Genomic DNA, 23873 nt, shown 5'->3' on the forward strand with positions numbered 1-23873 from the left:
GACCGATTTATGGTATCAGCAGCAGAACAAATGGCAGCCAACACAAGCTGGGCTGCCCTGGGCAAGGCCACCGATCTGCGCAACCGCATCCTGTTCACGCTGGGTTTGCTGATCGTCTATCGTCTGGGCACCTTCATTCCGGTGCCGGGGATCGACGGGCAGGCGCTGCGCGAGTTCATGGAGCAGGCGGGGCAGGGCATCGGTGGGATGGTTTCGATGTTCACCGGCGGGGCGCTGGGGCGGATGGGTATCTTTGCCCTCGGCATCATGCCCTATATCTCGGCATCGATCATCGTGCAGCTGCTGACCTCGATGGTTCCCGCGCTCGAACAACTCAAGAAAGAGGGCGAGCAGGGCCGCAAGAAGATCAACCAATACACCCGTTTCGGCACTGTGGCGCTGGCCACCGTGCAGGCCTATGGCCTGGCGGTTTCGCTGGAATCGGGCGATTTGGCGACCGATCCCGGTCTGTATTTCCGCCTGTCCACGATGATCACGCTGGTGGGTGGCACCATGTTCCTGATGTGGCTGGGCGAACAAATCACCGCGCGCGGCATCGGCAACGGCATCTCGCTGATCATCTTCGTCGGTATCATCGCCGAAGTTCCGGCGGCGCTGGCGCAGTTCTTCGCCTCAGGCCGTAGCGGTGCGATCAGCCCGGCCGTGATCGTCGGCGTGATCGTGATGGTGATCGCTGTGATCACCTTCGTGGTGTTCATGGAGCGCGCGCTGCGCAAGATCCATATCCAGTACCCGCGCCGCAATGTCGGCATGAAGGTCTATGAAGGCGGCTCGAGCCACCTGCCGGTCAAGGTCAACCCTGCCGGCGTGATTCCGGCGATCTTCGCCAGCTCGCTGCTGCTGCTGCCGGTCACGATCTCGACCTTCTCGTCGGGCGCAGCGAACGGACCGATCATGTCGTGGCTGCTGGCCAATTTCGGACCGGGACAGCCGCTGTACCTGCTGTTCTTCGCTTCGATGATCGTGTTCTTTGCGTATTTCTACACGTTCAACGTGTCGTTCAAACCGGATGACGTGGCGGACAACCTGAAAAAGCAGAACGGTTTTGTGCCCGGCATCCGTCCCGGTAAGAAAACCGCCGAGTATCTGGAATATGTGGTCAACCGCGTGCTGGTGCTGGGCTCGGCCTATCTGGCGGCGGTCTGCCTGCTGCCCGAGATCCTGCGCGGCCAGTTCGCCATTCCGTTCTATTTCGGTGGCACCTCAGTTCTGATCATCGTCTCTGTGACCATGGACACGATCCAACAGGTTCAGAGCCACCTGCTGGCGCATCAATACGAAGGGCTGATCGAAAAGTCCCAGTTGCGCGGCAAAGGCAAGAAACGCGGCAGGAAGGGACCCGCTCGTCGATGAATATCATTCTTCTGGGCCCCCCGGGGGCAGGCAAGGGTACGCAAGCACGTCACCTGGTTGAAACGCGGGGCATGATCCAGCTCAGCACCGGTGACATGCTGCGCGAGGCCCGCAGCTCGGGAACCGAGATGGGCAAGAAGGTGGCTGCGATCATGGACGCGGGCAAGCTTGTCACCGACGAGATCGTTATCGGCCTGATCGAAGAAAAGCTGACCACCGAAAAGGGCGCTGGATTCATCTTCGACGGCTTCCCGCGTACCTTGGCCCAGGCTGACGCCTTGTCCGCCCTGCTGGCCAAGCTGGGTCAGTCGCTGCACACCGTGATCGAAATGCGCGTGGATGACGATGCGTTGGTCAAGCGGATCACCGGCCGATTCACCTGTGGCGATTGCGGCGAGGTCTATCACGACGAAACCAAGCCCACCGCGGTCGATGGGGAATGTGATAAATGTGGCGGTACCAACATGGTACGCCGGGCCGATGACAACGAAGACAGCCTGCGGACCCGGTTGATGGAGTACTACAAGAAGACATCTCCGTTGATCGGTTACTACTATGCCAAAGGTGATCTGCGCCCAGTGAACGGGTTGGCGGACATCAAGGAAGTCCGGGCCTCGATCGAGGCCATACTGGGCTGAGGCAGCAAGGGGCTTGACGCCAAGTCCAAAAGCCCATATCGACCCCCATCCCCTTGGGGAATCAACCGCGTGTGCGGGATTCGTCCCGCATGCCAAGACCACCTCGAATGATGCTGAACCCTCTGGCCACACTGCCACGGTTGGGCGTTGTGAAAAAAGGTTCTGGAATTACGGAACCGCAACGAAAGGAAAGTGACACGTGGCACGTATTGCCGGCGTAAACATCCCGACTGCAAAGCGGGTACCTATCGCCCTCACCTACATCACCGGAATCGGCAACACCTCGGCCAAGGCGATCTGCGAAGCCGTGGGCATCGACGAGAGCCGCCGGGTGAACGAACTGTCGGATGCCGAAGTTCTGGCCATCCGCGAGCACATCGACGCCAACTACACCGTCGAAGGCGACCTGCGTCGTGAAGTGCAGATGAACATCAAGCGCCTGATGGACCTGGGCTGCTATCGCGGTCTGCGTCACCGCCGCAACCTGCCGGTTCGCGGTCAGCGCACCCACACCAACGCTCGTACCCGCAAAGGCCCCGCAAAGCCGATCGCGGGCAAGAAGAAGTAAGGAGGGTCTGACCGATGGCACGTGACAAGACACGCGTAAAACGCAAAGAGCGCAAGAACATCGCATCGGGCGTCGCCCATGTGAACTCGACCTTCAACAACACCAAGATCCTGATCTCGGACGTGCAGGGCAACGCCATTTCGTGGTCGTCGGCCGGCACCATGGGCTTCAAGGGTTCGCGGAAGTCGACCCCCTACGCCGCGCAGATGGCCGCCGAAGACGCTGGCCGCAAGGCGCAGGAACATGGCGTCAAGACGCTGGAAGTCGAAGTTCAGGGCCCCGGTTCGGGCCGTGAATCGGCGCTGCGCGCGCTGGCTGCCGTGGGCTTCAACATCACGTCGATCCGCGACGTGACCCCGATTGCCCACAACGGCTGCCGCCCGCCGAAGCGCCGCCGCGTCTAAGCAATTTGGAATTGAGCTGGGGCTGTGTTTTCGCACGGCCCCAGCACGTCATTTTGAACCTCGGGCGTCTGCACCTTGTTGGTCATGGGGCGCAGACAGGAATGGAGGGATTACATGATCCACAAGAATTGGGCTGAATTGATCAAGCCGACCCAGCTTGACGGCAAGCCGGGCAATGATCCCGCGCGCCAGGCCACCATCGTTGCCGAACCGCTTGAACGCGGCTTTGGTCTGACCTTGGGCAACGCCTTGCGCCGCGTGCTGATGAGCTCGCTGCAAGGCGCGGCCATCACCAGCGTCCAGATCGACAACGTCCTGCACGAGTTCAGCTCGGTCGCAGGTGTGCGTGAAGACGTCACCGACATCATCCTGAACCTCAAGCAGGTCGCTCTGCGCATGGAAGTCGAAGGCCCCAAGCGCCTGTCGATCAATGCCAAAGGCCCCGCAGTCGTCACCGCAGGCGACATCAGCGAAAGCGCCGGCATCGAGGTTCTGAACCGCGATCACGTCATCTGCCACCTGGACGATGGCGCCGACCTGTTCATGGAACTGACCGTCAACACCGGAAAGGGCTATGTCTCGGCCGAGAAGAACAAGCCCGAAGACGCGCCTATCGGCCTGATCCCGATCGACGCGATCTATTCGCCGGTCAAGAAGGTCGCCTATGACGTTCAGCCGACCCGCGAAGGTCAGGTTCTGGACTATGACAAGTTGACCATGAAGATCGAAACCGACGGCTCGATCACGCCCGAGGATGCGCTGGCCTTCGCCGCCCGCATCCTGCAGGATCAGCTGTCGATCTTCGTCAACTTCGACGAGCCGGAATCGGCGGGCCGCCAGGACGAGGACGATGGTCTGGAGTTCAACCCGCTGCTGCTGAAGAAGGTGGACGAGCTGGAGCTGTCGGTCCGTTCGGCAAACTGCCTGAAGAACGACAACATCGTCTATATCGGCGATCTGATCCAGAAGACCGAAGCCGAGATGCTGCGCACCCCGAACTTCGGCCGCAAGTCGCTGAACGAGATAAAGGAAGTGCTGTCCGGAATGGGCCTGCACCTCGGCATGGATGTCGAGGATTGGCCGCCCGACAACATCGAAGATCTGGCCAAAAAATTCGAAGACGCGTTCTAAGCGCGTCTTCGCCAATGCCCGGGCTGCCGGGGACCGTATGGGCATTTCCGCCCCAAGGAGAGCCGGTGACACGCATCGCCGGCCAGACAAAGCAAAACGCGAAAGAAGGAATTGAAAAATGCGTCACGCACGTGGTTACCGCCGCCTGAACCGTACTCATGAGCACCGCAAGGCCCTGTTTTCGAACATGGCCGGCTCGCTGATCGAGCACGAACAGATCAAGACGACGCTGCCCAAGGCAAAAGAGCTGCGCCCGATCGTTGAAAAGCTGATCACTCTGGGCAAGCGCGGCGACCTGCACGCCCGCCGTCAGGCCGCAGCTCAGCTGAAGGAAGACAAGGACGTCGCCAAGCTGTTCGAGGTTCTGGGCCCGCGCTACAAGGACCGTCAGGGCGGCTACGTCCGTATCCTGAAGGCCGGCTTCCGCTATGGCGACATGGCGCCGATGGCGATCATCGAATTCGTCGATCGCGACGTCGATGCCAAGGGCGCGGCCGACAAGGCCCGCGTTGCTGCCGAGGAAGCGGCCGCTGACGAAGAATAAGACCCGGCTGAATGGCCGAACTCTTGACCCCTGTCCGGATCGTCCGGGCAGGGGTTTTTAATTGCTTTGCGGGCTTTAAAACGACCCTGCCGGCGGCGGAGCGCCACGCTCTATTGCATTCGCACGCCGCGCTCCGCATATCTTCGGCGGAGGAAGAACGGAGCTGTCATGATACGCACGATACTGGCTGTATGTCTGATGACACTGGCCGCCCAGGCCGGCGCCGAGACGCGGGTTCCGCAATCGCAGGCCGAGATTTCGATGGGATTTGCCCCGGTGGTCAAAAAGGCGGCCCCGGCGGTGGTGAACATCTATGCCAAGATCGTCCGGCCCGGACGCCGCAGCCCGATTTTCGCAGACCCGTTCTTTCAGGACTTTTTCGGTGGCGGCTTCGGTACGCCGCGTCCACGGGTGCAGAACTCTCTGGGGTCGGGCGTTATCTTGACCGAGGATGGCTACGTCGTTTCGAACTACCACGTCGTCGGCACCGCGACCGAGATCCGGGTCGTCACAACGGATCGTCGTGAATTTCACGCCGAGGTCGTCCTAGGCGACGAGGAAAGCGACATCGCCATCCTGCGCCTGCTGGACGCGCAGGGCCTGCCCTTCCTGCGTCTGCGCGATTCGGATCAGGTCGAGGTTGGCGAGTTGGCTCTGGCCATCGGCAACCCGTTCGGCGTGGGGCAGACCGTGTCGTCGGGCATCATCTCGGGGCTGGCGCGGTCGGGAACTGCCACGGGCAATGCGCGGGGGTATTTCATTCAGACCGATGCGCCCATCAACCCGGGCAATTCCGGGGGCGCTCTGATCGACGTCAACGGAGATCTGATCGGCATCAACACCTCGATCCTCACGCGGTCGGGCGGGTCCAACGGCATCGGCTTTGCCATTCCGGCCAATCTGGTGGCGGAATTCCTGCGTCAGGCCAAGGCGGGCAACACGGAATTCGTCAGCCCCTGGGCCGGCATGGCCGGTCAGATCATGAGCGCCGACATCGCGGAATCGCTTGGGCTTTCGCTGCCGCAGGGCGTGGTGATCTCGGACCTCCATCCGCTCAGCCCATTGGCCGAGGCTGGCTTGCGGGTGGGCGACATCGTCACGCATGTGGATGGTGAAGAGGTGAACTCGCCCGCCGAGATGAAGTTTCGCATGTCGGTGGCGGGTGTTGGTGGGACATCCGTTCTGACCCGGCTGCGCGGTGGTGACAGGAAAGATGTCAGTGTGGCGCTGATGGCTGCGCCTGAAACGCCGACGGCCGAGGAAACCACTTTGAACGACCGCACGGTTCTGCCGGGGATGACGGTTGCGCGAATCAACCCGGCTTTGATCGTCAAGATGGGGCTGCCCCTGTCTCAAACCGGTGTGGTCGTTGTCGACCCCGGCCCCTATGGCGCGCGTGCCGGGCTGCGGCCCGGCGACGTAATCAATGCCGTGAACGGGCGAAAGGCCGAACGCCCGCGCGACGTCGTTCGGGCGCTGCGCGACCCGGGCCGGCGGGTGCAGATCGATCTGGTGCGCGGCGGTAAGCCCGTGTCGTTGCGGTTCAGGCTCTGACGGCATGAGTGACCTGTTCGACACCGAAGGGCAGGCCTCCGAACCGGCCCCGAACCGCCCGCTGGCAGACCGGTTGCGGCCCCAGGCGCTGTCCGAGGTGATCGGGCAGCAACAGGTTCTGGGCCCCGAGGCGCCGCTGGGGGTGATGCTGGCGTCGGGCAGCCTGTCCAGCCTGATCTTCTGGGGGCCGCCGGGGGTGGGCAAAACTACCATCGCGCGGCTGCTGGCCAAAGAAACCGACCTGCATTTCGAACAGATCAGCGCGATCTTCACTGGCGTTCCCGACCTCAAGAAGGTGTTCGAGGCTGCCAAGTTGCGGCGGCGGAACGGCAAGGGGACGCTGTTGTTCGTGGACGAGATCCATCGTTTCAACAAGGCCCAGCAGGACGGGTTCCTGCCGCATATGGAGGACGGGACGATCCTTCTGGTGGGCGCGACCACCGAAAACCCATCGTTCGAGTTGAACGCCGCCGTACTCAGCCGCGCGCAGGTGCTGGTGCTGGAACGGCTGGGTCTGGCCGATCTGGAACGCCTGACGCAGCGTGCCGAAAAAGAGCTGGGCAAGGCGTTGCCTCTGACACCCGCAGCGCGGGACGCGCTGCAGGAAATGGCGGATGGAGACGGCCGGGCGCTGTTGAACCTGATCGAGCAAATCGCGGCCTGGTCGGTGGACGCGCCGCTGGACCCCGACGCGCTGGCCAAGCGCCTGATGCGTCGTGCCGCGAAATACGACAAGTCGGGGGACGAGCACTACAATCTGATCTCGGCGCTGCACAAATCGGTGCGCGGGTCCGACCCGGATGCGGCGCTGTACTGGTTCGCCCGGATGCTGACCGGGGGCGAAGATCCGCGATACCTGGCCCGCCGCATTACCCGGATGGCGGTCGAGGATATCGGCCTGGCCGATCCGCAGGCCCAGTCGATCTGCCTGCATGCCTGGGAGGTGTACGAGCGGCTCGGGTCGCCCGAGGGTGAGTTGGCGCTGGCGCAGGCGGTCGTGTATCTGGCGCTGGCGCCCAAATCCAACGGGGCCTATGTGGGCTACAAGGCGGCGATGCGCCTGGCCAAGCAGTCGGGCAGCGAGCCGCCGCCCAAACACATCCTGAACGCGCCGACGGGATTGATGAAGGATCAGGGCTATGGCGCGGGCTATGCCTATGATCATGATGCCGAGGACGGGTTCTCGGGGCAGAACTACTTTCCCGAGACCATGAAGCGCCCGGTCCTGTACCAGCCGGTCGAACGCGGGTTCGAGCGCGAGTTGAAAAAGCGTCTGGACTACTTTTCGAAACTGCGCAGTCAACGCAACGGGTCGTGACGCAGGGTCAGTTTGGACCGTTCCGTCGCGTTTCGCGGGACACTCAAGGCGCGCCCGGGGTTCCCTAGGACTACATGCCGCCAGGGAGGAGCGCAGATGACCGTTTTCATCGACAAGACAGACGACGTGTGGACCATCATCCACGACCGGCCCCAGGCCAGAAACGCCGTAGATGCCGAACACGCGGCAGCCCTGGCTGAGGCCTTCATCGCCTTCGAGGATAGCGCGGCCAAGACGGCCGTGTTCTGGGGAAAGGGCGGCAATTTCTGCGCGGGCTGGGACCTCAAGATGGCAGCCACGCTGTCTGACCCGGACCTGCGCGAGCCCTATTTCGACAGGCACGCCTTTCCGATCGGGGCCGCGCCGTCGCTGCTGGGCCCGATGGGCCCATCGCGGCTGGAGCTGTCAAAGCCGGTCATTGGCGCGATCGAAGGCGCCGCTGTTGCCGGCGGCATGGAGTTGGCCCTTTGGTGCGACATCCGGGTGATGGCCGAGGACGCCTATATGGGCGTCTATTGCCGCCGTTGGGGAATCACGCTGATGGATGGCGGTTCGGTGCGGCTGCCGCGGCTGGTCGGGCAGGGCAAGGCACTCGAGATCGCGCTGACCGGGCGCACGGTCATGGCTGACGAGTGCGAACGGATCGGGCTGGCCGAGAAAATCGTGCCGCAGGGTGAAACCCGCAAGGCGGCCGAAGCGATGGCGCACGAGATTGCCCGGTTCCCGCAGGAAGCCGTCCGCGCCGACCGCCGCTCGATCATCGAAACCCGGGGGATGCCGTTGCGCGAGGCGTTGAAGGTCGAATGGGCCAACGGGCTGGACGCCATCCGCCGCGAGGGCACGTCCGGCGCGGCCCGGTTCCGCGATGGGGCCGGGCGGCACGGGGATTTCACTGATATCTGAGCGGCCTTGGCCCGCGAGCCCGTCAGCCTGCTTGACTCTTGCCTTGCGGCGCGCGACAGACGCGGATGTTTTCTGAGGCACTGACACGGGCGGTTTTCCGGGCGCGCAGCATCCGGTCGCAAGGGGTATTGGCATGAGTGGCGTACAGATGATCACGGTCGAGCCGGGCGACGGCGACCAGCGGTTGGACCGCTGGTTGCGGCGCCTGTTCCCGCATGTCAGCCAGGGCCGGATCGAAAAGATGTGCCGCAAGGGTGAACTGCGCGTGGACGGCGGGCGGGTCAAGGGCTCGACCCGGCTGCAGGCGGGGCAGGTGGTGCGTGTGCCGCCCCTGCCCGACCCGGATCACAAACCTGCCCCGGCCCGCCCCCGCGTGACGGATGCCGATGCGAAAATGATCGAGTCCTGCGTGATCTACCGGGATGACCACGTGCTGGCGCTGAACAAGCCCCACGGCCTGCCCGTTCAGGGCGGCAGCGGCCAGGCCCGGCACGTGGACGGCCTCGCCGAAGCGTTGCGCTTTGGCTATGACGAGAACCCACGGCTCGTGCACCGTCTCGACAAGGACACGTCGGGCGTGCTGCTGATGGCGCGCACGCGCGAAGCGGCCAAGGGCCTGACCGCGGCCTTCCGGCATCGCAACACACGCAAGATCTACTGGGCGCTGGTGGCTGGTGTGCCGACCCCGTATCTGGGCGAGATCAAGACCGGGCTGGTCAAGGCCCCCGGTCACGGCAAGCAGGGCGAAGGCGAAAAGATGATCGCCCTCCACCTGAACGAAATCGACAGTACGCCGGGCGCCAAACGGGCGCACACGCTTTATGCCACGCTGTATCGGGTGGCCAGCCGTGCATCATGGGTGGCGATGGAGCCCGTCACCGGTCGCACACATCAGCTGCGTGCGCATATGGCGGCCATCGGGCACCCGATCATCGGGGATGGGAAATATGGCGGCTCGGGTCAGGAAAATCTGGGCGATGGCTGGGGCGCACAATTGGGTGGGGTCATCAGCAAAAAGTTGCATCTGCACGCCCGAACCGCGTCATTCAAGCATCCGATGACCGGCAAGCAAATCACGATCAACGCCCCGCTGCCGCCGCACATGAAAGACAGTTGGGACACCTTGGGCTGGACCGAGGATCTGGCCGCCGAGGACCCGTTCGAGGCGCTGCGATGACCGCGCACCTGCGACTGGTTCTGTTCGATGTGGACGGGACGCTGGTGGACAGCCAGGCCAGCATCGTGTCGGCCATGACCGCCAGTTTCCAGGCGGTGTCGCTGCCGGTGCCGGATCGCGCCGCGATCCTGTCGATCGTGGGTCTTTCCCTGCCGGTTGCGATTGCGCGCCTCGTGCCCGAGCAGCCGCCGCGCATGCAGGCCCGGCTGGTCGATGGCTACAAGCAAGCCTACCACGCGCAGCGCCTTCAGCAGGGCGCCGCTGGCTCGCCCCTGTACCCCGGCGCCCGCGACGTCATCGATCGGCTGCACGCCACCCCCGAGATCCTGCTGGGCGTGGCCACGGGCAAGTCACAGCGCGGGCTGGACGCGCTGCTTGAGGCGCACGACCTCGGGCACGTTTTCGTCACCCGGCAGGTGGCCGACCATCACCCGTCGAAACCGCATCCCTCGATGATCGAAACGGCCCTGTCCGAGACTGGCGTCACACCTGCGGATGCGGTGATGATCGGCGACACGAGTTTCGACATGGAAATGGCGCAGGCGGCGCGCGTTCACGGGATCGGAGTGGCCTGGGGCTATCACGACCGGTCGCGTCTGGTGGCCGCGCGCAGGGTGATCGACAGTTTCGATCAACTGCCCGACGCGCTGACAGAATTCTGGGGACAAGAGCATGAGTGACTGGAAACCGAAACGCTTCTGGACATCAAGCGCCGTGGTCGCAGCCGATGACGGCTATGCCGTCGAGCTGGACGGGCGCCGTGTGAAAACGCCGGCCAAGGCGCCATTGGTGCTGCCCACCCGGGCCATGGCCGAAGCGGTCGCGCGGGAATGGGAGGCGCAGGAAAAAGAAGTCGACCCCGCGACCATGCCCTTTACCCGCTCGGCCAATGCCGCGATCGACAAGGTGACGCATCAACATGCCGAGGTGGCCGACATGCTGGCCGACTATGGCGACTCTGACCTGCTGTGCTATCGCGCCACCCATCCTCGGGAGCTGGCCGAGCGTCAGGCCGAACAATGGGACCCGGCGCTGGACTGGGCCGCCGAAACGTTGGGGGCGCGTCTGCAGACGGTTGCGGGCGTGGTGCATCAGCCGCAGCCTGCGGAAGCCGTAGACAGGTTGCGCGACATGGTGCACGCGCTGGACGCGTTCCGTCTGGCGGCCTTTCACGATCTGGTGAGCCTGTCGGGGTCGCTGATTCTGGGTTTTGCAGCTGCCCGGAATTGGCGCAAACCGGACGATATATGGCGCATTTCGCGGCTGGATGAATCGTGGCAGGCCGAGCAATGGGGCGACGACGCAGAAGCCGTTCAGGCCGCCGAGATCAAAAGGGCCGCCTTCCTGCACGCCAAACAGTTCTACGATCTATCGGTCTGAGCCTTTTTGGTCCCGATTTGAGAGACTTGCCTACGCTGCCCGCTTGATCTCATCGATTTCCATGATCCGGCCCTTGACGTTTGTTTATGAATGCGCCCAAACTCGGGCGCACTAAAGGGGAGACACCTTTTGGGTAACCGGTCCGGCTACCTTGCGTGTCGGATAAAAGCCCGTCCCGGATCGGGGCGGGAAATCAGGAAGAGGTAAAAATGAAAAAATCCGTAATCTTGGGCGCGGCGACGATTGCTGGTCTGGCTGCTGGCGCGGCCGCGGCGGGAACCATGGACGACGTTAAGGCGCGCGGCAAGCTGAACTGCGGCGTGACCACCGGTCTGGTCGGTTTTGCGGCACCCGACGCTAACGGCGAATGGCAAGGCTTTGACGTGGCCGTCTGCCGCGCCGTTGCCGCCGCCGTCCTGGGCGATGCGAACGCTGTCGAATTCGTGCCCACCACCGGCAAGACCCGCTTTACCGCTCTGGCGTCGGGCGAGGTCGACATGCTGGCGCGCAACACCACCTGGACCTTCAGCCGCGACGTTGACCTGAAGTTCGAATTTGTCGGCGTCAACTACTATGACGGTCAGGGCTTCATGGTGCCCAAGTCGCTGGGCGTGAGCTCGGCCAAGGAACTGGACGGCGCAACCGTCTGCATCCAGACCGGCACCACCACCGAGCTGAACCTGGCGGATTTCTTCCGCTCGAACAACATCAGCTACGAGCCGGTGCCGATCGAAACCAACGCCGAAGCGCAGCAGCAGTACCTGGCCGGTGCCTGTGACGTGTACACCACCGACGCATCGGGCCTGGCCGCGACCCGCGCCACGTTCGAAAACCCCGGTGACCATGTTCTGCTGCCCGAAATCATCTCGAAAGAGCCGCTGGGCCCGCTGGTCCGTCACGGCGACAACGAGTGGGGCGACGTGGTTCGCTGGACCCTGAACGCGATGATCTCGGCCGAAGAGCTGGGCATCACCTCGGCCAATATCGATGAGATGGCAGCCGGCACCGAGAACCCGGAAATCAACCGCCTGCTTGGGAGCGAAGGCACCCTGGGCGAGATGCTGGGTCTGGACGCCCAATGGGCCATGCGCGCGATCAAGGCGGGCGGCAACTATGGCGAAGTGTTTGCCAAGAACATCGGCGAAGACACCCCGATCGGTCTGGCACGCGGCCTGAACGCCCAGTGGACCGATGGTGGCCTGCTGTACTCGCCGCCGTTCCGTTAAGAAAACCGAGAAGGGCGCAGGGTTTCCTGCGCCCATTTCTCATAAATAGCTGCGGACAGCTCGGGAGCAGGGAATACCCTGCCAAATCAGAAGCATCCGCAAGCCACGGGGATCCCAAAACATGTCGACTATGACTGACCCACCGAAAGCTGATTTTCGGTTGTCGATGCTCATAAACGATACCCGCTATCGCTCTTTGACCTTCCAAGTGATTGCGGCCATCGTTATTGCGCTCAGCATCTGGTATCTTGGCAACAACCTGATCCAGAACCTCAGGGCTGCTGGCCTGAACATCTCATTTGCATTTCTAGGCGACCCGGCCGGTTACGACATCAACCAGCGCCTGGTCGAATATGACAGCCAGTCCTCACATGGACGCGCGGCGATCGTTGGTATCCTCAACACGCTGCTGGTTGCGTTTCTTGCCTGTGTCACGGCCACCATTTTCGGTGTGATCGCAGGTGTCCTGCGGTTGTCGAACAACTGGCTCGTCTCCAAGCTGATGGCGATCTATGTCGAGATCTTCCGGAACATTCCGGTTCTGATCTGGATCATCATCATCTTCACCATCATGACGGCAGTGCTGCCGGGGCCACGGGCGTTCCGGGGTGACAACCCGACCTCGAGCATGCTGTTCGACCTGTTCGCCTTCACGAACCGCGGTGTTTACATCCCGCGGCCGGAATTCAGCAACGGTCTTTTCAGCTCCACGATCTTGAACTGGCTTCTGGTGCTTGCGGGTCTGGTCGGCTCTTGGTTCGCGTCGCACGAAGTTGAAAAGCGTGCGACCCTCAAGCAGGAGCAAACCGGTGAACGTCCCAAGACCTTCCTGGTAAAACTGGCCGTGTGGTTGGTACCCTTCCTGACCCTGATGGTCCTGATGGGCTTGACCTGGGATGTGCCCGCGTTGAAAGGCTTCAACTTCAGCGGTGGCATCAAGGTGGGCGGTCCCTTGATCGCCTTGTGGTTCGCCCTGTCTATCTACACGGGGGCCTTCATCGCCGAGAACGTGCGCGCAGGCATCCAGGCAATCTCGAAAGGTCAGACCGAGGCTGCTGCCGCTTTGGGCCTTCGTCCGGGGCGCATCATGAAACTCGTGATCCTGCCCCAGGCGCTGCGGGTGATCATCCCGCCGTTGATCTCGCAATATCTGAACATCACCAAGAACTCGTCTCTGGCGATCGCCGTGGGCTATGCGGACATCACCGCCACCCTGGGTGGGATCTCGCTGAACCAGACCGGTCGTGCGATCGAATGTGTTCTGCTGCTGATGCTGTTCTATCTGACGGCTTCGCTGCTGATCTCGGCTGTGATGAACATTTACAACGCATCCGTCAAGTTGAAGGAGCGCTGAGCCATGAGTGATCAAACCACCAACTCGATCGCATTCGTGGCCGAGGGGACGATTCCGCCTTCGCCGCCGCCGGCCAATGAAACCGGCGTGGTCAAATGGCTGCGCGAGAACCTGTTCTCGGGCGTAGGGAACACCATTCTGACCATTCTCTCCGTGCTGCTGATCTATGTTTTGCTGAAGAACACGCTGCCATGGATCTTCAACGGAGTTTGGAATGCGGACTCGCTTTCGCAGTGCCGTGAGATCCTGGACGGCAAGACCGGCGCGTGTTTCGCCGTTCTGACGGAGCGGTGGAACCAGTTGATCTACGGGTTCAAGTATCCCGTGGAAGCCTATTGGCGCCCGAACCTCGCGTTCGTGCTGATGCTGGTGGCCGCAGCGCCGGTTCTGTTCTTCGATCTGCCTCGAAAGATGCTTTTGTTCACTGCGGTTTACCCGTTTGTTGCCTTCTGGCTGATTTGGGGTGGCACCATTCTTGTCCCCTTGGTGGCGTTGTTGGGCTGCGTCGCAGCGGCGGTCGTTTTCCAGAACTACGGAAAAAACAGCTTTGCCGCCGGGTTCTTCGGTGGGATCGTCGTCGCGCTGATCGTCTGGAACGTCGGCGGTGCGCTGATCCCCGAAGATGCATCGGAAAATGCTTGGTTGACCGCTGTTCCCAGTCGCGACCTCGGCGGGTTCATGCTGAACCTCATGCTCGGGGTGACCTGTGTATCGCTGTCACTGCCCCTTGGCATCGCCTTGGCGTTGGGCCGCCAGTCCGACATGCCTTTGATCAAGTGGGTCTGCGTCATTTTCATCGAGTTCATCCGGGGCGTGCCGCTGATCACGCTGCTGTTCGTGGCTTCGGTGATGCTGGCGTATTTCTTCCCGCCTGACAGCACGGTCGACCTGTTCCTGCGCGTGGTGATCATGATCACCATGTTCTCGGCTGCCTACATCGCCGAGGTGATCCGCGGCGGTCTGGCAGCGCTTCCTCGTGGACAGTACGAGGCCGCAGACAGTCTTGGTTTGGATTATGCCCAGGCGATGCGGTTGATCATCCTGCCGCAGGCACTGAAGATCTCGATCCCGGGTATCGTGAACGTGGCCGTGGGCCTGTTCAAGGATACGACGCTGGTTTCGGTCATTTCGATGTTCGACCTCGTTGGCATGATCCGCGGCCCGATCCTGGCATCGACCGAGTGGAATGGCGTCTATTGGGAGCTTTTGGGCTTTGCCGCGCTTCTGTTTTTCGTCGTCTGCTACGGCATCTCTCAATATTCACAGTGGCTCGAGCGTCGCCTTGCCACCGATCACCGTTAAGGAGTTCAACACATGTCTGAACTTGCCATTGATCGCGAAATCGATCGTTCGAAAATGCAGGTGAGCGACGAGGTCGCCATCGAAATCAACAACATGAACAAGTGGTACGGGTCCTTCCACGTGCTGCGCGACATCAATCTGACCGTCAATCAGGGCGAGCGGATCGTGATCGCGGGGCCGTCGGGTTCGGGCAAATCGACCCTGATCCGCTGCATCAACGCGCTGGAAGAGCATCAGGCCGGCAAGATCGTCGTGGACGGGATCGAGCTGACCAGCGACCTCAAGAACATCGACAAGATCCGCTCCGAGGTCGGGATGGTGTTCCAGCACTTCAACCTGTTCCCGCATCTGACGGTTCTGGAAAACTGCACGTTGGCCCCGATCTGGGTGCGCAAGACGCCCAAGAAAGAGGCCGAAGAACGCGCTATGCACTTCCTGGAAAAGGTGAAAATTCCGGATCAGGCCAACAAGTATCCCGGCCAACTGTCAGGTGGTCAGCAACAGCGTGTGGCGATTGCGCGAAGCCTGTGCATGATGCCGCGGATCATGTTGTTCGACGAGCCGACCTCGGCCCTTGACCCCGAGATGATCAAAGAGGTGCTCGACACCATGATCGAGCTGGCCGAGGAAGGCATGACCATGCTTTGCGTGACGCACGAGATGGGCTTTGCGCGTCAGGTGGCGAACCGCGTGATCTTCATGGATGCCGGCCAGATCGTCGAACAGAATGAACCCGAAGAGTTCTTCAACAACCCGCAGAGCGAACGCACCAAGCTGTTCCTCAGCCAGATCCTGGGGCACTGACGCGGGCTGAAAGACAACAGCAAAGGGCGGGGGCATCCCGCCCTTTTTTATTCCGTCAACTCGCGCGGGATGACGAAACCCCTCACCGTGCCGCTGCGCCAGTTCACATCCCGCCAATCGTCGATGTCAAAGCGGACCACGGTTGTGGCGCCGGTCGGGTAGTCGAAGAACCGGCCGTGCATCGGGGCCTCTTCCACAATGGCGCCTGCAAACACGGCGATTCCCGGATTGTGCCCCAACATCAGCACGGTTTCCCCGGTTGCCGAAGACAGAAGCAGGAACATCCGATCCGGCGAAGCATGGTATAGCTCGTCGGTAAAGGTCAGCTTTTCCGCCTCGAGCCCCATCCGCTCCCAGGTTTCGCGGGTGCGAACGGATGAGGAGCAGAGCAACTCGTCCGGCAACCATCCCTTTTCCTTCAGCCAGGCCCCGATTGCCGCCGCCGATTTTCGGCCCCGCTTGTTCAGCGGGCGTGCATGGTCGCTCAGGCCTGGGTTGTCCCAGCTGGACTTGGCGTGGCGGGTCAGGATCAATGTGCGGGGCATGGTGGATGAAACGCCTGCATGTGGTGGGCCGATTGCTCGGGGTCTCTCCCGGCGCCTGCGCTGAGGGGGCAAGCCAGCCGGGCGGCGCAGCCTCCGGTCATGCAGGACCGCCCCTCGGCAGTGTCCAAATAACCGTGGCAGGCCTCAACATCATAGAACGTCGTGGCGTTCAGCGCCTTCACCGGGCAAGCGGTGGCGCAGGGGGCAGGACAGGTCAGGCAAGGCGAAGGGGCCGTCGCCTCGGGGATCGAAAATTCTTCTGCGAAATGCAGCGCGCCCCGATACGAGATCATCATGCCCACCGTATCATGCACCATTGCACCGACGGGGCTAAGAAAGGCGCGACCAGATTTCAGTGCCCAGTCGATGAATGGCATGTAGGGCGGTCCGCCGAACGGGAAATGCGCCTCTGCCCCGAGGCTCTCGGCCATCGCGCTGACAACGCGGGTTGACCAGCGATCGACCGGGTCAGGGTCGCCGTCGCGCCATTCGGGCGCGGCCTTGAGCGCAGGCCAGAACGCCCCGGCAGCGCCCAAAAGGATCAGGGTACCGCCGTCGAGCCCCTTGGCACCGCTCAGGCGCGGATGCTGGGCGCCCATCACGATCAGCCCGTGTTCGTGCGCCGCCTTTTCAACCTCGTCATAGATCATTTCTTGCGAAACGGCAGCGATAGGCTCCAGCCCAGTCTTGTCGGGCGGTCGTCCTGCCATTCGAGACCGATGGTCATGCCGTCATGCCCCTTTCCGGGCTGCGCCACATAGGTTCCCATCCAGCGGTCCCAGATCGACAGGGCAAACCCATAATTGCTGTCGTGTTCCTCCCTCAGCCGCGAATGGTGCACCCGGTGCATGTCGGGCGTTACCAGCAGCCTACGCAAGACCGCATCCAGAGCAAGAGGGAGTTTCAGGTTCGAGTGGTTGAACATTGCCGTGCCATTCAAAAGGACTTCGAACAGTACCACGGCCAGTGCACTGGGCCCCAGCAGGTAGACGAGGCCGATCTTGAGCAGCATCGACAGCGCGATTTCCACCGGATGGAACCGGACCGCCGTGGTCACGTCCATGTCGCGGTCCGCGTGGTGGACCCGGTGCAGGCGCCACAGGATCGGCACCTTGTGCGTGACCAGGTGCTGCGCCCAGATGGCAAAGTCGAGGATAAGAATGGACAGCGCCACCTCGACCCATGCAGGCCAAGAGAGATGGTTGAACAGGCCCCAGCCCTTTTGGCCCGCATCCAGCGCCGCACCGACCGCCAGCAGCGGCAAGCCGAACGCCATGAGCCGCAGCGCGACGGTGTTGAGGATCGTGATCGACAGGTTGGTGGCCCATCTTTTCGGTCGCCCGTATTGGCGCGGACGGCGCGGCAAAAGCGCCTCGGCACAGGCAAAGATGATAAACAGCCCCAGGAAAACGCCCAGGCGAATGGTGGCTTCGTGCTCCATACATTCACAATTGGGCATGCGATTGAGAATCACAAGCCCAGTTGCGCCAAGAAGCCGTCAGTCGGGACGGATCAGCGAGCCGGCGCCATGTTCGGTGAACAGCTCCAGCAGCACGGCGTTGGGCGCGCGGCCATCCAGGATCACCACGGCGCGGACCCCGCTGTGCAGCGCGTCCAGCGCGGTTTCTGTCTTGGGGATCATGCCGCCGGCGATTGTGCCTTCGCGGGTCATCTCACGGATCTGGCCCGCTTTCAACTCGGTCACGACCTCTCCTGCGGCGTTCTTGACGCCGGACACGTCCGTCAGTAGCAACAGGCGATCGGCCTTGAGCGCCGAGGCAATCGCCCCGGCGGCTGTATCGCCGTTCACGTTGAACGTCTCGCCATTGCGGCCCGCCCCCAGCGGGGCGATCACCGGGATCACGTCATGCGAGAACAGGTCGTGCAGGATCTTGGGATTCATCTCGGCGGGTGTGCCCACATATCCCAACGAGGCATCGGTCTGGTCGCAGATCATCAGGTTGGCATCCTTGCCGGAAAGGCCGACGGCCATGCCGCCCTGATCGTTGATCGCCTGCACGATGCGCTTGTTCACCACGCCGGACAGCACCATTTCGACCACTTCCACCGTGGCGGCATCGGTGACGCGCTTGCCGTTCACGAACTCGGACTGGATGTCGAGCTTGTCCAGCATCGCGTTGATCATCGGCCCGCCGCCATGCACGATCACCGGGTTCACGCCGACCTGACGCATCAGCACCACGTCGCGGGCAAAGCTTTCCATCGCTTCGTCGCTGCCCATGGCGTGCCCGCCCAGCTTGATCACGACGATTGCCCCGTCATAACGCTGCAGATAGGGCAGGGCGCTGTTGAGCGTGGCGGCGGTGGCTATCCAATCCCGGTTCATGTCCTGTTTCTTCATGGCTGTCGTCCCTCTGGCCTTCTCTGTTAGGGCCTTTGGCCGGACCTGCCAAGCCCGGAACGGGCAGGCCGCAGGTTTTGTTGCGTGGCGCGCCAATAGGGGGACGCTGTCGCGCCACGCAACCGGGCAACGCCACGCGGCGCCGCCTGAACCGGTCAGTTGAATGCGCGCCGTACCGCAGGTATGTTGTTGACGACCAGCAGGTCGACGGCCAGCGCCGCAAGCGGCGTCAGCCCAACCAGCGGGAAGGCCATGGCCGTGAACAGCCCGATCAACACCGCGCCCTTCCACACGGGCATCTCGGTCGGCATCGGCGGCGCCGCCAGACGACTGGCCCCGGAGGGCCGCCGCTTGATCCACAAGACCACGCCGGACACGCAGACAAAGATCACGGCAGGCAGACCACCACGTTCAGCACAAAATTCCACAGGCCCGCCAGACCCATATGCAGCGGAATGCCGAACGCCATGGCCTTGCCCATCAGCGGGTAGTCCCGGTACCGCACATCGGCCAGGATCTTGCCGGTGTACTGGTCGACATTTGCGGTGCGGTCCCTGGTGGCGTTGGTAGAATCGCCGCTCATGCTGGGGCGGTTCAGGGTCCACACGCCCATTTCGCCCTTGGGATAGGCGACGCGGAACCGGTTCTGCATGCCCACGGACTCACCCAGCGCGACCATCGCATCGATATTGAGCGGAACGCCCGTCGGTATCCCAGCCACGCCCGCTTCCGAGCCCGAGGCCGGCATCGGCGTCTGTTCCAGCGCCCGGGGCACGTCGTTCTGGCCGCCGTGGTTCATGCTGGCATGCGGATCGTCCGACAGTGGGACGTTGTCCCATTTCTCGGCCGGAAAGCTGCTCCAGGCCTGCACGAACTTGCCGCCCCAGATCCCGGCCCACGACATGCCCGAGATGAGGAACCCGACCAGCAGCAGCGACATTCAGAACCCGGCGACCGCGTGCAGCGATTTCCCAAAGGCCCGGCCCCGCGCCCGCAGGTCAGGCACCAGGGCCGCCACAACGTTTCCGCGGGGCCACCACCTGTAAAGGCCGATGAACGCCAGCAGCAGCGCCATCCCGGCCGCGATTTCCAGAATCCGGTCGCCGGTATCGCCCATCATTAGGGTCGAGTGGATGTTGTCGGCCAGATCGTATCACCCCGCGCGACGGTCCTAGACCTGGATCACCTCGCCGGAATACTGGTCGATGGCCACCATGCGCTGACCGGTCTCGGCCTTGACGCGAAACACGGTTGCCAGATCCGGCGCCTTGGGGCCGATCCATTCGACCACGCGGCCCGGCACGCGGGCCTGAACCATATCGGCCAGTTCGGATGCGGGCATCGACTGGCCCTTGATCTCGACTGCGATCTTTTCTCCGTCGCGACCATCGGCTTGGGTAATGAACATCATAATCAGGCCGGTCACCGGCAGGATGATCAGGAAGGGGACAACAAAAAGCCCCGCATAGAAGTGCCACCGCCAGGCGGCCAGGTAGAATTTTTGCGCCTGTTCGCGCCGGCTCGCCTGAGCGCCACCGGTTTGGCCGTCTTGTACAATTTCAGTCTCCAGAAATTCGGAACATCCCCGGCCGGGCGGCTGAGGTTTCAAGTCTTGTTCTCGGTCTCAAGAGAGGTGGGGCGGACCCGGGGCATCGTACCGGGTGTGGAACCCGGCGCTGCGATGGGTGAAATCCACATGCGCCCAACGCGCGGCAATCGGCCAGTCGGCCGGCAGCACCGCTCCCACTTCGGGCAATTGGCCTGCCAGATTCACCCCGCCACAGGGGCAGGCGCTGCGTTCGTCGGTTTCGTCGTGGTCCGGGGCGTCCTCGCCCGGGTTGATCCAGCGCTCGACCAGGCCGTCGCCGGTGCAGATCACCATCAGAATTGCCCCGTCCGAGTTGCGCGTGGGCATCCAGCCCATCGGGATTGCACCGGGTACCATCACAGCAACCAGCGTCAGCACCGATATGACGCGCAGCAGCATCATTCCAGATTGGCGATGATCGAACGCAGCGTCGGGATGCCGTCGCCCTTCTCGGACGAGGTCAGCACGATCTCGGGATAGGCGGCGGGGTGTTTGGACAGGGTGCCGCGCACCTGGGCCAGAACCTTTTCGCGGTCCTTGGCCTTGACCTTGTCGGCCTTGGTCATCACGCATTGAAAGGTCACGGCGCTGGTGTCCAGCAGCTTCATGATCTCGTCATCCACGGGCTTCACTCCGTGGCGGGAATCAATCAGTACGAAGGCACGGCGCAGGGTCTGCCGCCCGCTCAGGTACTGTTTCAGAAGGCGTTGCCACTTCTCGACCACCTTGACCGGCGCATTGGCATAGCCATAGCCGGGCAGGTCAACCAGATACAGGTCGGGGCCCTGGGTGAAGAAGTTGATCTCTTGCGTGCGGCCCGGCGTGTTCGAGGCGCGGGCCAACCCCTTGGTGCCGGTCAGGGCATTGATCAGGCTGGACTTGCCCACGTTCGACCGGCCGGCGAAACAGACCTCGATCCGGTCGGGGGCTGGAAGGCCGTTCATCGCCACCACGCCCTTGACGAATTCGGACGGCCCGGCAAACAGCTTGCGGCCTTTTTCCAACGCGAATGCGTCGGGCTCGGGGGCCAAAGGGAAAGGCAATGTATTCATAGGACCTGCACCTCGTCTCCGCGCCGGATCGTGCCACCGCGGATCACGGTCGCATAGACGCCGAAATCCTGGTGGTCCCAACTGCGTAGCGCGCCCAGCGTGTCGGCGTCGCGCTGTCCGGTCTCGGGGTTGGCAGTGGTTGCCAGGCAGCGGGTGATCCGCTCCTTGACGTGAAAAACGGCATCACCGATCCAGACCTCGCGATCCAGCCAGTCGAATTCTTCCCACAGAGGAAGGCCGTCGAACCAGATATTGCCCCGCCAGCGGCAGATCGACAGCTTGCGGCCCAGTCTTTGCTCGACCGCGCGGTGCGAGGCCATATTGCAAAGGCTGATCGAGGGGTAGTCGCTGTCGGTCATGCCCCGCCCCGGAACTCGGACGATCCGGGCCGAGGCCGCGCGGTCGGCGGGCATGAGCGGGCGGACCCAATCCAGAAACAGATCCTGCTGGGTGTCTGGGTGGAAGGTCAGATCTGGCCGATCCGGGTGGCTGAGTGTCACGCGATCCCCGTCCAGAACGGCCGAGATCGCCATCAGGCGGGGTGCCTTCGAACCGCGGCTGAAATTTGCGCAGGGCGCCCATTCGGATCCGTCGGCCTCGGACATTTCATGCGCCACCGCCCAAACACGATCCCCGGGCATGGTCTGCCCGGGGATGAGGGTGACTTCGGACAGGGTTTCCCTGCCGTGGCTCTTGATCGGGTGCCGCCAGATTTCGGTGACCGCCCCCGTCATTTGCCGTCCGTTTTCGGTGTTCGCTTGAAGCCGGACTTGATGTTGCCAAACACGTCAGGCTTGTAGCCCTGGCTGCGCATGATCAGGTACTGCTGGGTAAACGTGATCGTGTTGTTCGCGATCCAGTAAATCACCAGCCCGCTGGCGAAACTGCCCAGCATGAACATGAAGACCCAAGGCATCCAGGCAAAGATCATGGCCTGGGTCGGATCGGTGGGCGCCGGGTTCAGCTTTTGCTGAAGCCACATCGAGATCCCCAGCAACAGCGGCAGGATCCCGATGAAGATGGTCGCCATCAGGGTTCCCGGCTCGGGACCGGCCCAGGGCAGCAGCCCAAACAGGTTCATGATCGAGGTCGGGTCCGGCGCGCTCAGATCGCGGAACGGGCCGAACCAGGGCGCGTGGCGCAATTCGATGGTGACGAAAATCACCTTGTACAGCGAGAAGAAGATCGGAATTTGCAGCAGTATCGGCAGACAGCCGGCAGCCGGGTTGACCTTTTCCTTCTTGTACAGCTCCATCATGCCCTGCTGCATCTTTTGGCGGTCGTCGCCAGCGGCCTCTTTGAGGGCTTCCATCTGCGGCTGAAGCTCTTTCATTTTGGCCATCGAGACATAGGACTTGAAGGCCAGCGGGAACAGAATCGCCTTGATGATCAGAGTAAGCCCGATGATCGACCAACCCATGTTGCCGATCAGGGCGTTGATGTTGTGCAGCAGCCAGAAGATCGGCTTGGTCAGGAAGAAGAACCAGCCCCAATCGATGCTGTCGATGAATTTCTGAACGCCCTGCGCCTGATATTCGCGGATGGTTTCCCATTCCTTCGCCCCCGCAAACAGCCGGGTGGTAACCTGGGAGGTTTCGCCGGGTGCGACCGTCAAGGTCGGCAGTACTGTTTCGGTCTGATAGATCTTGCGGCGGGCGTCGTATTTCGCGGCGGCCTTGAAGGCCGAGCCCGGCTCGGGGATCAGTGTGGTCATCCAGTAGTGATCGGTAAAGCCGATCCAGCCGTTTTCCTTCACCTGATAGACCTCAGCCTGGGCGCGTTCGTTCGGGTCGATGTCGAATTCTCGGACATCCCCATAATCGACTTCGGACAACGTCCCGTCGGCCATGCCAATGACGCCTTCGTGCAGGATGAAGAAATTCTTCAATCCCGGAAGATCGCCATCCTCGCCCATGCCATGCCGGGCAAGGATGCCATACGGCGCCATGCCGACCTCGGTCTGGCTCGCGTTCTCAACCGACTGGGTCACCGTGAACATATAGTCTTCGTCCACCGCGATCGTGCGACGGAAGGTCAGGCCCTTGCCGTTGTTCCAGACCAAAGTGACCGGGCTGTCCACGCCCAGCGTTTCGCCACTCTCAATTTCCCACAAGGTATTCGGGCCGGGCACGTCGGCCCCAGCAAGTCCGGCGCCGGGGGCCCAACCATACAGCGCGTAATATGCGGATTCCGATCCGACCGGCGACAGAAGTTCGACGATGGGCGCGTCTTCTTCGAGCGAGACCTTGTAATCCTTCAGAAACAGCTCATCGATCCGACCACCCGAAAGCGAAAGACTGCCCGTCAGGCGCGGGGTGTCGATCTCGAGCCGCGGCGCGTTGGACTCGGGGGCCGCTTCAGCGGCTTCCGAGGTGGTCTCGCCAATGGTCGAAGGCCCGGCGGCGCTCGGTGTTTGGAGCCCGTCACCATCGGTCGCACTGATCTCGGTTCGGTCAAGGTTCGTGGCGGGTTCCGGCGGAGGGAACAGCACGAACCACACGAGGATCACGAGAAAGCTGAGCGCGGTTGCGAGGATGAGATTCTTGTTCTGATCGTCCATCGGGGACAGCCACCTTGAGCAGTGAAAGACACCGCAGGGTTCAACAGAGTGCAGCCCGAAAGGTCAAGCGGAATCGCCGCTGTTTACCC

The 23873-nt window shown here is 62.5% G+C and carries 24 protein-coding genes and 1 pseudogene; 16 read left to right on the plus strand and 9 right to left on the minus strand.

The annotated features are described in order from the left end of the window. The first annotated feature begins 9 nt into the window (after positions 1-9). From secY to AC2FMM_RS15630, 16 genes are all read left to right on the plus strand, one after another. Positions 10-1374: a preprotein translocase subunit SecY gene (gene secY, locus AC2FMM_RS15555; RefSeq protein ID WP_149775089.1), complete on the plus strand. Its 1365-nt coding sequence runs from the start codon at positions 10-12 to the stop codon at positions 1372-1374. Continuing rightward, positions 1371-2012, plus strand: a complete 642-nt coding sequence (locus AC2FMM_RS15560) for an adenylate kinase (RefSeq protein WP_496679191.1) — start codon at positions 1371-1373, stop codon at positions 2010-2012. Before secY ends, AC2FMM_RS15560 begins: the two co-directional genes overlap by 4 nt. A 199-nt stretch (positions 2013-2211) precedes the next feature. Next, the gene (gene rpsM / locus AC2FMM_RS15565; protein ID WP_068344877.1) at positions 2212-2580 is read left to right on the plus strand and encodes a 30S ribosomal protein S13; all 369 of its coding nucleotides are present in this window, start codon (positions 2212-2214) and stop codon (positions 2578-2580) included. A gap of 14 nt (positions 2581-2594) precedes the next feature. Next, positions 2595-2984, plus strand: a complete 390-nt coding sequence (gene rpsK, locus AC2FMM_RS15570) for a 30S ribosomal protein S11 (RefSeq protein WP_068344878.1) — start codon at positions 2595-2597, stop codon at positions 2982-2984. 114 nt (positions 2985-3098) lie between these two features. After that, on the plus strand, positions 3099-4115 hold the full coding sequence (locus AC2FMM_RS15575; protein ID WP_149775087.1) for a DNA-directed RNA polymerase subunit alpha: 1017 nt from the start codon (positions 3099-3101) through the stop codon (positions 4113-4115). Positions 4116-4233: 118 nt separating this feature from the next. Continuing rightward, complete coding sequence (gene rplQ / locus AC2FMM_RS15580; RefSeq protein WP_496679187.1) at positions 4234-4659, plus strand: 50S ribosomal protein L17; 426 nt, start codon at positions 4234-4236, stop codon at positions 4657-4659. 168 nt (positions 4660-4827) lie between these two features. Beyond that, positions 4828-6213 carry a trypsin-like peptidase domain-containing protein gene (locus tag AC2FMM_RS15585; protein WP_496686670.1) on the plus strand — a complete coding sequence of 462 codons (1386 nt, stop codon included), beginning with the start codon at positions 4828-4830 and terminating at the stop codon, positions 6211-6213. Positions 6214-6217: 4 nt separating this feature from the next. Further along, positions 6218-7531 carry a replication-associated recombination protein A gene (locus tag AC2FMM_RS15590; RefSeq protein ID WP_496679184.1) on the plus strand — a complete coding sequence of 438 codons (1314 nt, stop codon included), beginning with the start codon at positions 6218-6220 and terminating at the stop codon, positions 7529-7531. Positions 7532-7627: 96 nt separating this feature from the next. Beyond that, complete coding sequence (locus tag AC2FMM_RS15595) at positions 7628-8434, plus strand: crotonase/enoyl-CoA hydratase family protein (RefSeq protein WP_496797039.1); 807 nt, start codon at positions 7628-7630, stop codon at positions 8432-8434. 133 nt (positions 8435-8567) lie between these two features. Then, positions 8568-9611 (plus strand): RluA family pseudouridine synthase, encoded by a 1044-nt coding sequence (locus tag AC2FMM_RS15600; protein WP_496797040.1) that lies wholly within the window; start codon positions 8568-8570, stop codon positions 9609-9611. Beyond that, complete coding sequence (locus tag AC2FMM_RS15605) at positions 9608-10291, plus strand: HAD-IA family hydrolase (RefSeq protein WP_496679178.1); 684 nt, start codon at positions 9608-9610, stop codon at positions 10289-10291. Before AC2FMM_RS15600 ends, AC2FMM_RS15605 begins: the two co-directional genes overlap by 4 nt. Further along, on the plus strand, positions 10284-10991 hold the full coding sequence (locus tag AC2FMM_RS15610; protein WP_496797041.1) for an ATP12 family chaperone protein: 708 nt from the start codon (positions 10284-10286) through the stop codon (positions 10989-10991). Before AC2FMM_RS15605 ends, AC2FMM_RS15610 begins: the two co-directional genes overlap by 8 nt. A gap of 209 nt (positions 10992-11200) precedes the next feature. Beyond that, positions 11201-12217 carry an amino acid ABC transporter substrate-binding protein gene (locus AC2FMM_RS15615; RefSeq protein ID WP_496679175.1) on the plus strand — a complete coding sequence of 339 codons (1017 nt, stop codon included), beginning with the start codon at positions 11201-11203 and terminating at the stop codon, positions 12215-12217. Positions 12218-12338: 121 nt separating this feature from the next. Then, positions 12339-13571 (plus strand): amino acid ABC transporter permease, encoded by a 1233-nt coding sequence (locus AC2FMM_RS15620; RefSeq protein ID WP_496679174.1) that lies wholly within the window; start codon positions 12339-12341, stop codon positions 13569-13571. Positions 13572-13574: 3 nt separating this feature from the next. Continuing rightward, positions 13575-14873 carry an amino acid ABC transporter permease gene (locus AC2FMM_RS15625; protein WP_496797042.1) on the plus strand — a complete coding sequence of 433 codons (1299 nt, stop codon included), beginning with the start codon at positions 13575-13577 and terminating at the stop codon, positions 14871-14873. Between the two features lie 12 nt (positions 14874-14885). After that, complete coding sequence (locus tag AC2FMM_RS15630) at positions 14886-15677, plus strand: amino acid ABC transporter ATP-binding protein (protein ID WP_496679171.1); 792 nt, start codon at positions 14886-14888, stop codon at positions 15675-15677. 47 nt (positions 15678-15724) lie between these two features. Here the strand turns inward: AC2FMM_RS15630 and AC2FMM_RS15635 are convergent, their stop codons facing one another. The 9 genes and pseudogenes from AC2FMM_RS15635 to yidC all read right to left on the minus strand — a co-directional run bounded on the left by AC2FMM_RS15635 (position 15725) and on the right by yidC (position 23784). Continuing rightward, the gene (locus AC2FMM_RS15635) at positions 15725-16222 is read right to left on the minus strand and encodes a SixA phosphatase family protein (RefSeq protein ID WP_496712282.1); all 498 of its coding nucleotides are present in this window, start codon (positions 16220-16222) and stop codon (positions 15725-15727) included. Then, positions 16207-16872 carry a ferredoxin gene (locus AC2FMM_RS15640; protein WP_496797043.1) on the minus strand — a complete coding sequence of 222 codons (666 nt, stop codon included), beginning with the start codon at positions 16870-16872 and terminating at the stop codon, positions 16207-16209. Before AC2FMM_RS15640 ends, AC2FMM_RS15635 begins: the two co-directional genes overlap by 16 nt. After that, a complete protein-coding gene (locus tag AC2FMM_RS15645) occupies positions 16869-17663 on the minus strand; it encodes a sterol desaturase family protein (protein WP_496679165.1) in 795 nt (264 codons plus the stop codon). Before AC2FMM_RS15645 ends, AC2FMM_RS15640 begins: the two co-directional genes overlap by 4 nt. A gap of 57 nt (positions 17664-17720) precedes the next feature. Next, the gene (gene argB, locus AC2FMM_RS15650) at positions 17721-18584 is read right to left on the minus strand and encodes an acetylglutamate kinase (protein WP_496686689.1); all 864 of its coding nucleotides are present in this window, start codon (positions 18582-18584) and stop codon (positions 17721-17723) included. A gap of 155 nt (positions 18585-18739) precedes the next feature. Further along, positions 18740-20142 (minus strand): annotated as a pseudogene (locus AC2FMM_RS15655) (PepSY-associated TM helix domain-containing protein). A gap of 66 nt (positions 20143-20208) precedes the next feature. Then, positions 20209-20571 carry a DUF2946 domain-containing protein gene (locus AC2FMM_RS15660; RefSeq protein ID WP_496797044.1) on the minus strand — a complete coding sequence of 121 codons (363 nt, stop codon included), beginning with the start codon at positions 20569-20571 and terminating at the stop codon, positions 20209-20211. Continuing rightward, on the minus strand, positions 20571-21224 hold the full coding sequence (gene yihA, locus AC2FMM_RS15665; protein WP_496712276.1) for a ribosome biogenesis GTP-binding protein YihA/YsxC: 654 nt from the start codon (positions 21222-21224) through the stop codon (positions 20571-20573). Before yihA ends, AC2FMM_RS15660 begins: the two co-directional genes overlap by 1 nt. Next, on the minus strand, positions 21221-21958 hold the full coding sequence (locus tag AC2FMM_RS15670) for an MOSC domain-containing protein (protein WP_496797045.1): 738 nt from the start codon (positions 21956-21958) through the stop codon (positions 21221-21223). Before AC2FMM_RS15670 ends, yihA begins: the two co-directional genes overlap by 4 nt. Continuing rightward, a complete protein-coding gene (gene yidC, locus AC2FMM_RS15675; RefSeq protein WP_496679156.1) occupies positions 21955-23784 on the minus strand; it encodes a membrane protein insertase YidC in 1830 nt (609 codons plus the stop codon). The genes AC2FMM_RS15670 and yidC overlap by 4 nt, the downstream gene beginning before the upstream one ends. Positions 23785-23873: the final 89 nt, after the last annotated feature.

The sequence above is a fragment of the Ruegeria sp. BHSC043 genome, from assembly GCF_059612985.1.

Coding starts and splice junctions, on each gene's coding strand:
- AC2FMM_RS15670 (WP_496797045.1), bottom strand. CDS start 21,958: ATGACGGGGGCGGTCACCGAAATCTGGCGGCACCCGATCAAGAGCCAC.
- rplQ (WP_496679187.1), top strand. CDS start 4,234: ATGCGTCACGCACGTGGTTACCGCCGCCTGAACCGTACTCATGAGCAC.
- AC2FMM_RS15630 (WP_496679171.1), top strand. CDS start 14,886: ATGTCTGAACTTGCCATTGATCGCGAAATCGATCGTTCGAAAATGCAG.
- AC2FMM_RS15620 (WP_496679174.1), top strand. CDS start 12,339: ATGTCGACTATGACTGACCCACCGAAAGCTGATTTTCGGTTGTCGATG.
- AC2FMM_RS15610 (WP_496797041.1), top strand. CDS start 10,284: ATGAGTGACTGGAAACCGAAACGCTTCTGGACATCAAGCGCCGTGGTC.
- AC2FMM_RS15635 (WP_496712282.1), bottom strand. CDS start 16,222: ATGCCCCGCACATTGATCCTGACCCGCCACGCCAAGTCCAGCTGGGAC.
- yihA (WP_496712276.1), bottom strand. CDS start 21,224: ATGAATACATTGCCTTTCCCTTTGGCCCCCGAGCCCGACGCATTCGCG.
- AC2FMM_RS15595 (WP_496797039.1), top strand. CDS start 7,628: ATGACCGTTTTCATCGACAAGACAGACGACGTGTGGACCATCATCCAC.
- AC2FMM_RS15605 (WP_496679178.1), top strand. CDS start 9,608: ATGACCGCGCACCTGCGACTGGTTCTGTTCGATGTGGACGGGACGCTG.
- AC2FMM_RS15590 (WP_496679184.1), top strand. CDS start 6,218: ATGAGTGACCTGTTCGACACCGAAGGGCAGGCCTCCGAACCGGCCCCG.
- AC2FMM_RS15575 (WP_149775087.1), top strand. CDS start 3,099: ATGATCCACAAGAATTGGGCTGAATTGATCAAGCCGACCCAGCTTGAC.
- AC2FMM_RS15615 (WP_496679175.1), top strand. CDS start 11,201: ATGAAAAAATCCGTAATCTTGGGCGCGGCGACGATTGCTGGTCTGGCT.
- AC2FMM_RS15560 (WP_496679191.1), top strand. CDS start 1,371: ATGAATATCATTCTTCTGGGCCCCCCGGGGGCAGGCAAGGGTACGCAA.
- AC2FMM_RS15625 (WP_496797042.1), top strand. CDS start 13,575: ATGAGTGATCAAACCACCAACTCGATCGCATTCGTGGCCGAGGGGACG.
- AC2FMM_RS15585 (WP_496686670.1), top strand. CDS start 4,828: ATGATACGCACGATACTGGCTGTATGTCTGATGACACTGGCCGCCCAG.
- AC2FMM_RS15660 (WP_496797044.1), bottom strand. CDS start 20,571: ATGCTGCTGCGCGTCATATCGGTGCTGACGCTGGTTGCTGTGATGGTA.
- secY (WP_149775089.1), top strand. CDS start 10: ATGGTATCAGCAGCAGAACAAATGGCAGCCAACACAAGCTGGGCTGCC.
- AC2FMM_RS15640 (WP_496797043.1), bottom strand. CDS start 16,872: ATGATCTATGACGAGGTTGAAAAGGCGGCGCACGAACACGGGCTGATC.
- yidC (WP_496679156.1), bottom strand. CDS start 23,784: ATGGACGATCAGAACAAGAATCTCATCCTCGCAACCGCGCTCAGCTTT.
- AC2FMM_RS15645 (WP_496679165.1), bottom strand. CDS start 17,663: ATGGAGCACGAAGCCACCATTCGCCTGGGCGTTTTCCTGGGGCTGTTT.
- rpsK (WP_068344878.1), top strand. CDS start 2,595: ATGGCACGTGACAAGACACGCGTAAAACGCAAAGAGCGCAAGAACATC.
- AC2FMM_RS15600 (WP_496797040.1), top strand. CDS start 8,568: ATGAGTGGCGTACAGATGATCACGGTCGAGCCGGGCGACGGCGACCAG.
- argB (WP_496686689.1), bottom strand. CDS start 18,584: ATGAAGAAACAGGACATGAACCGGGATTGGATAGCCACCGCCGCCACG.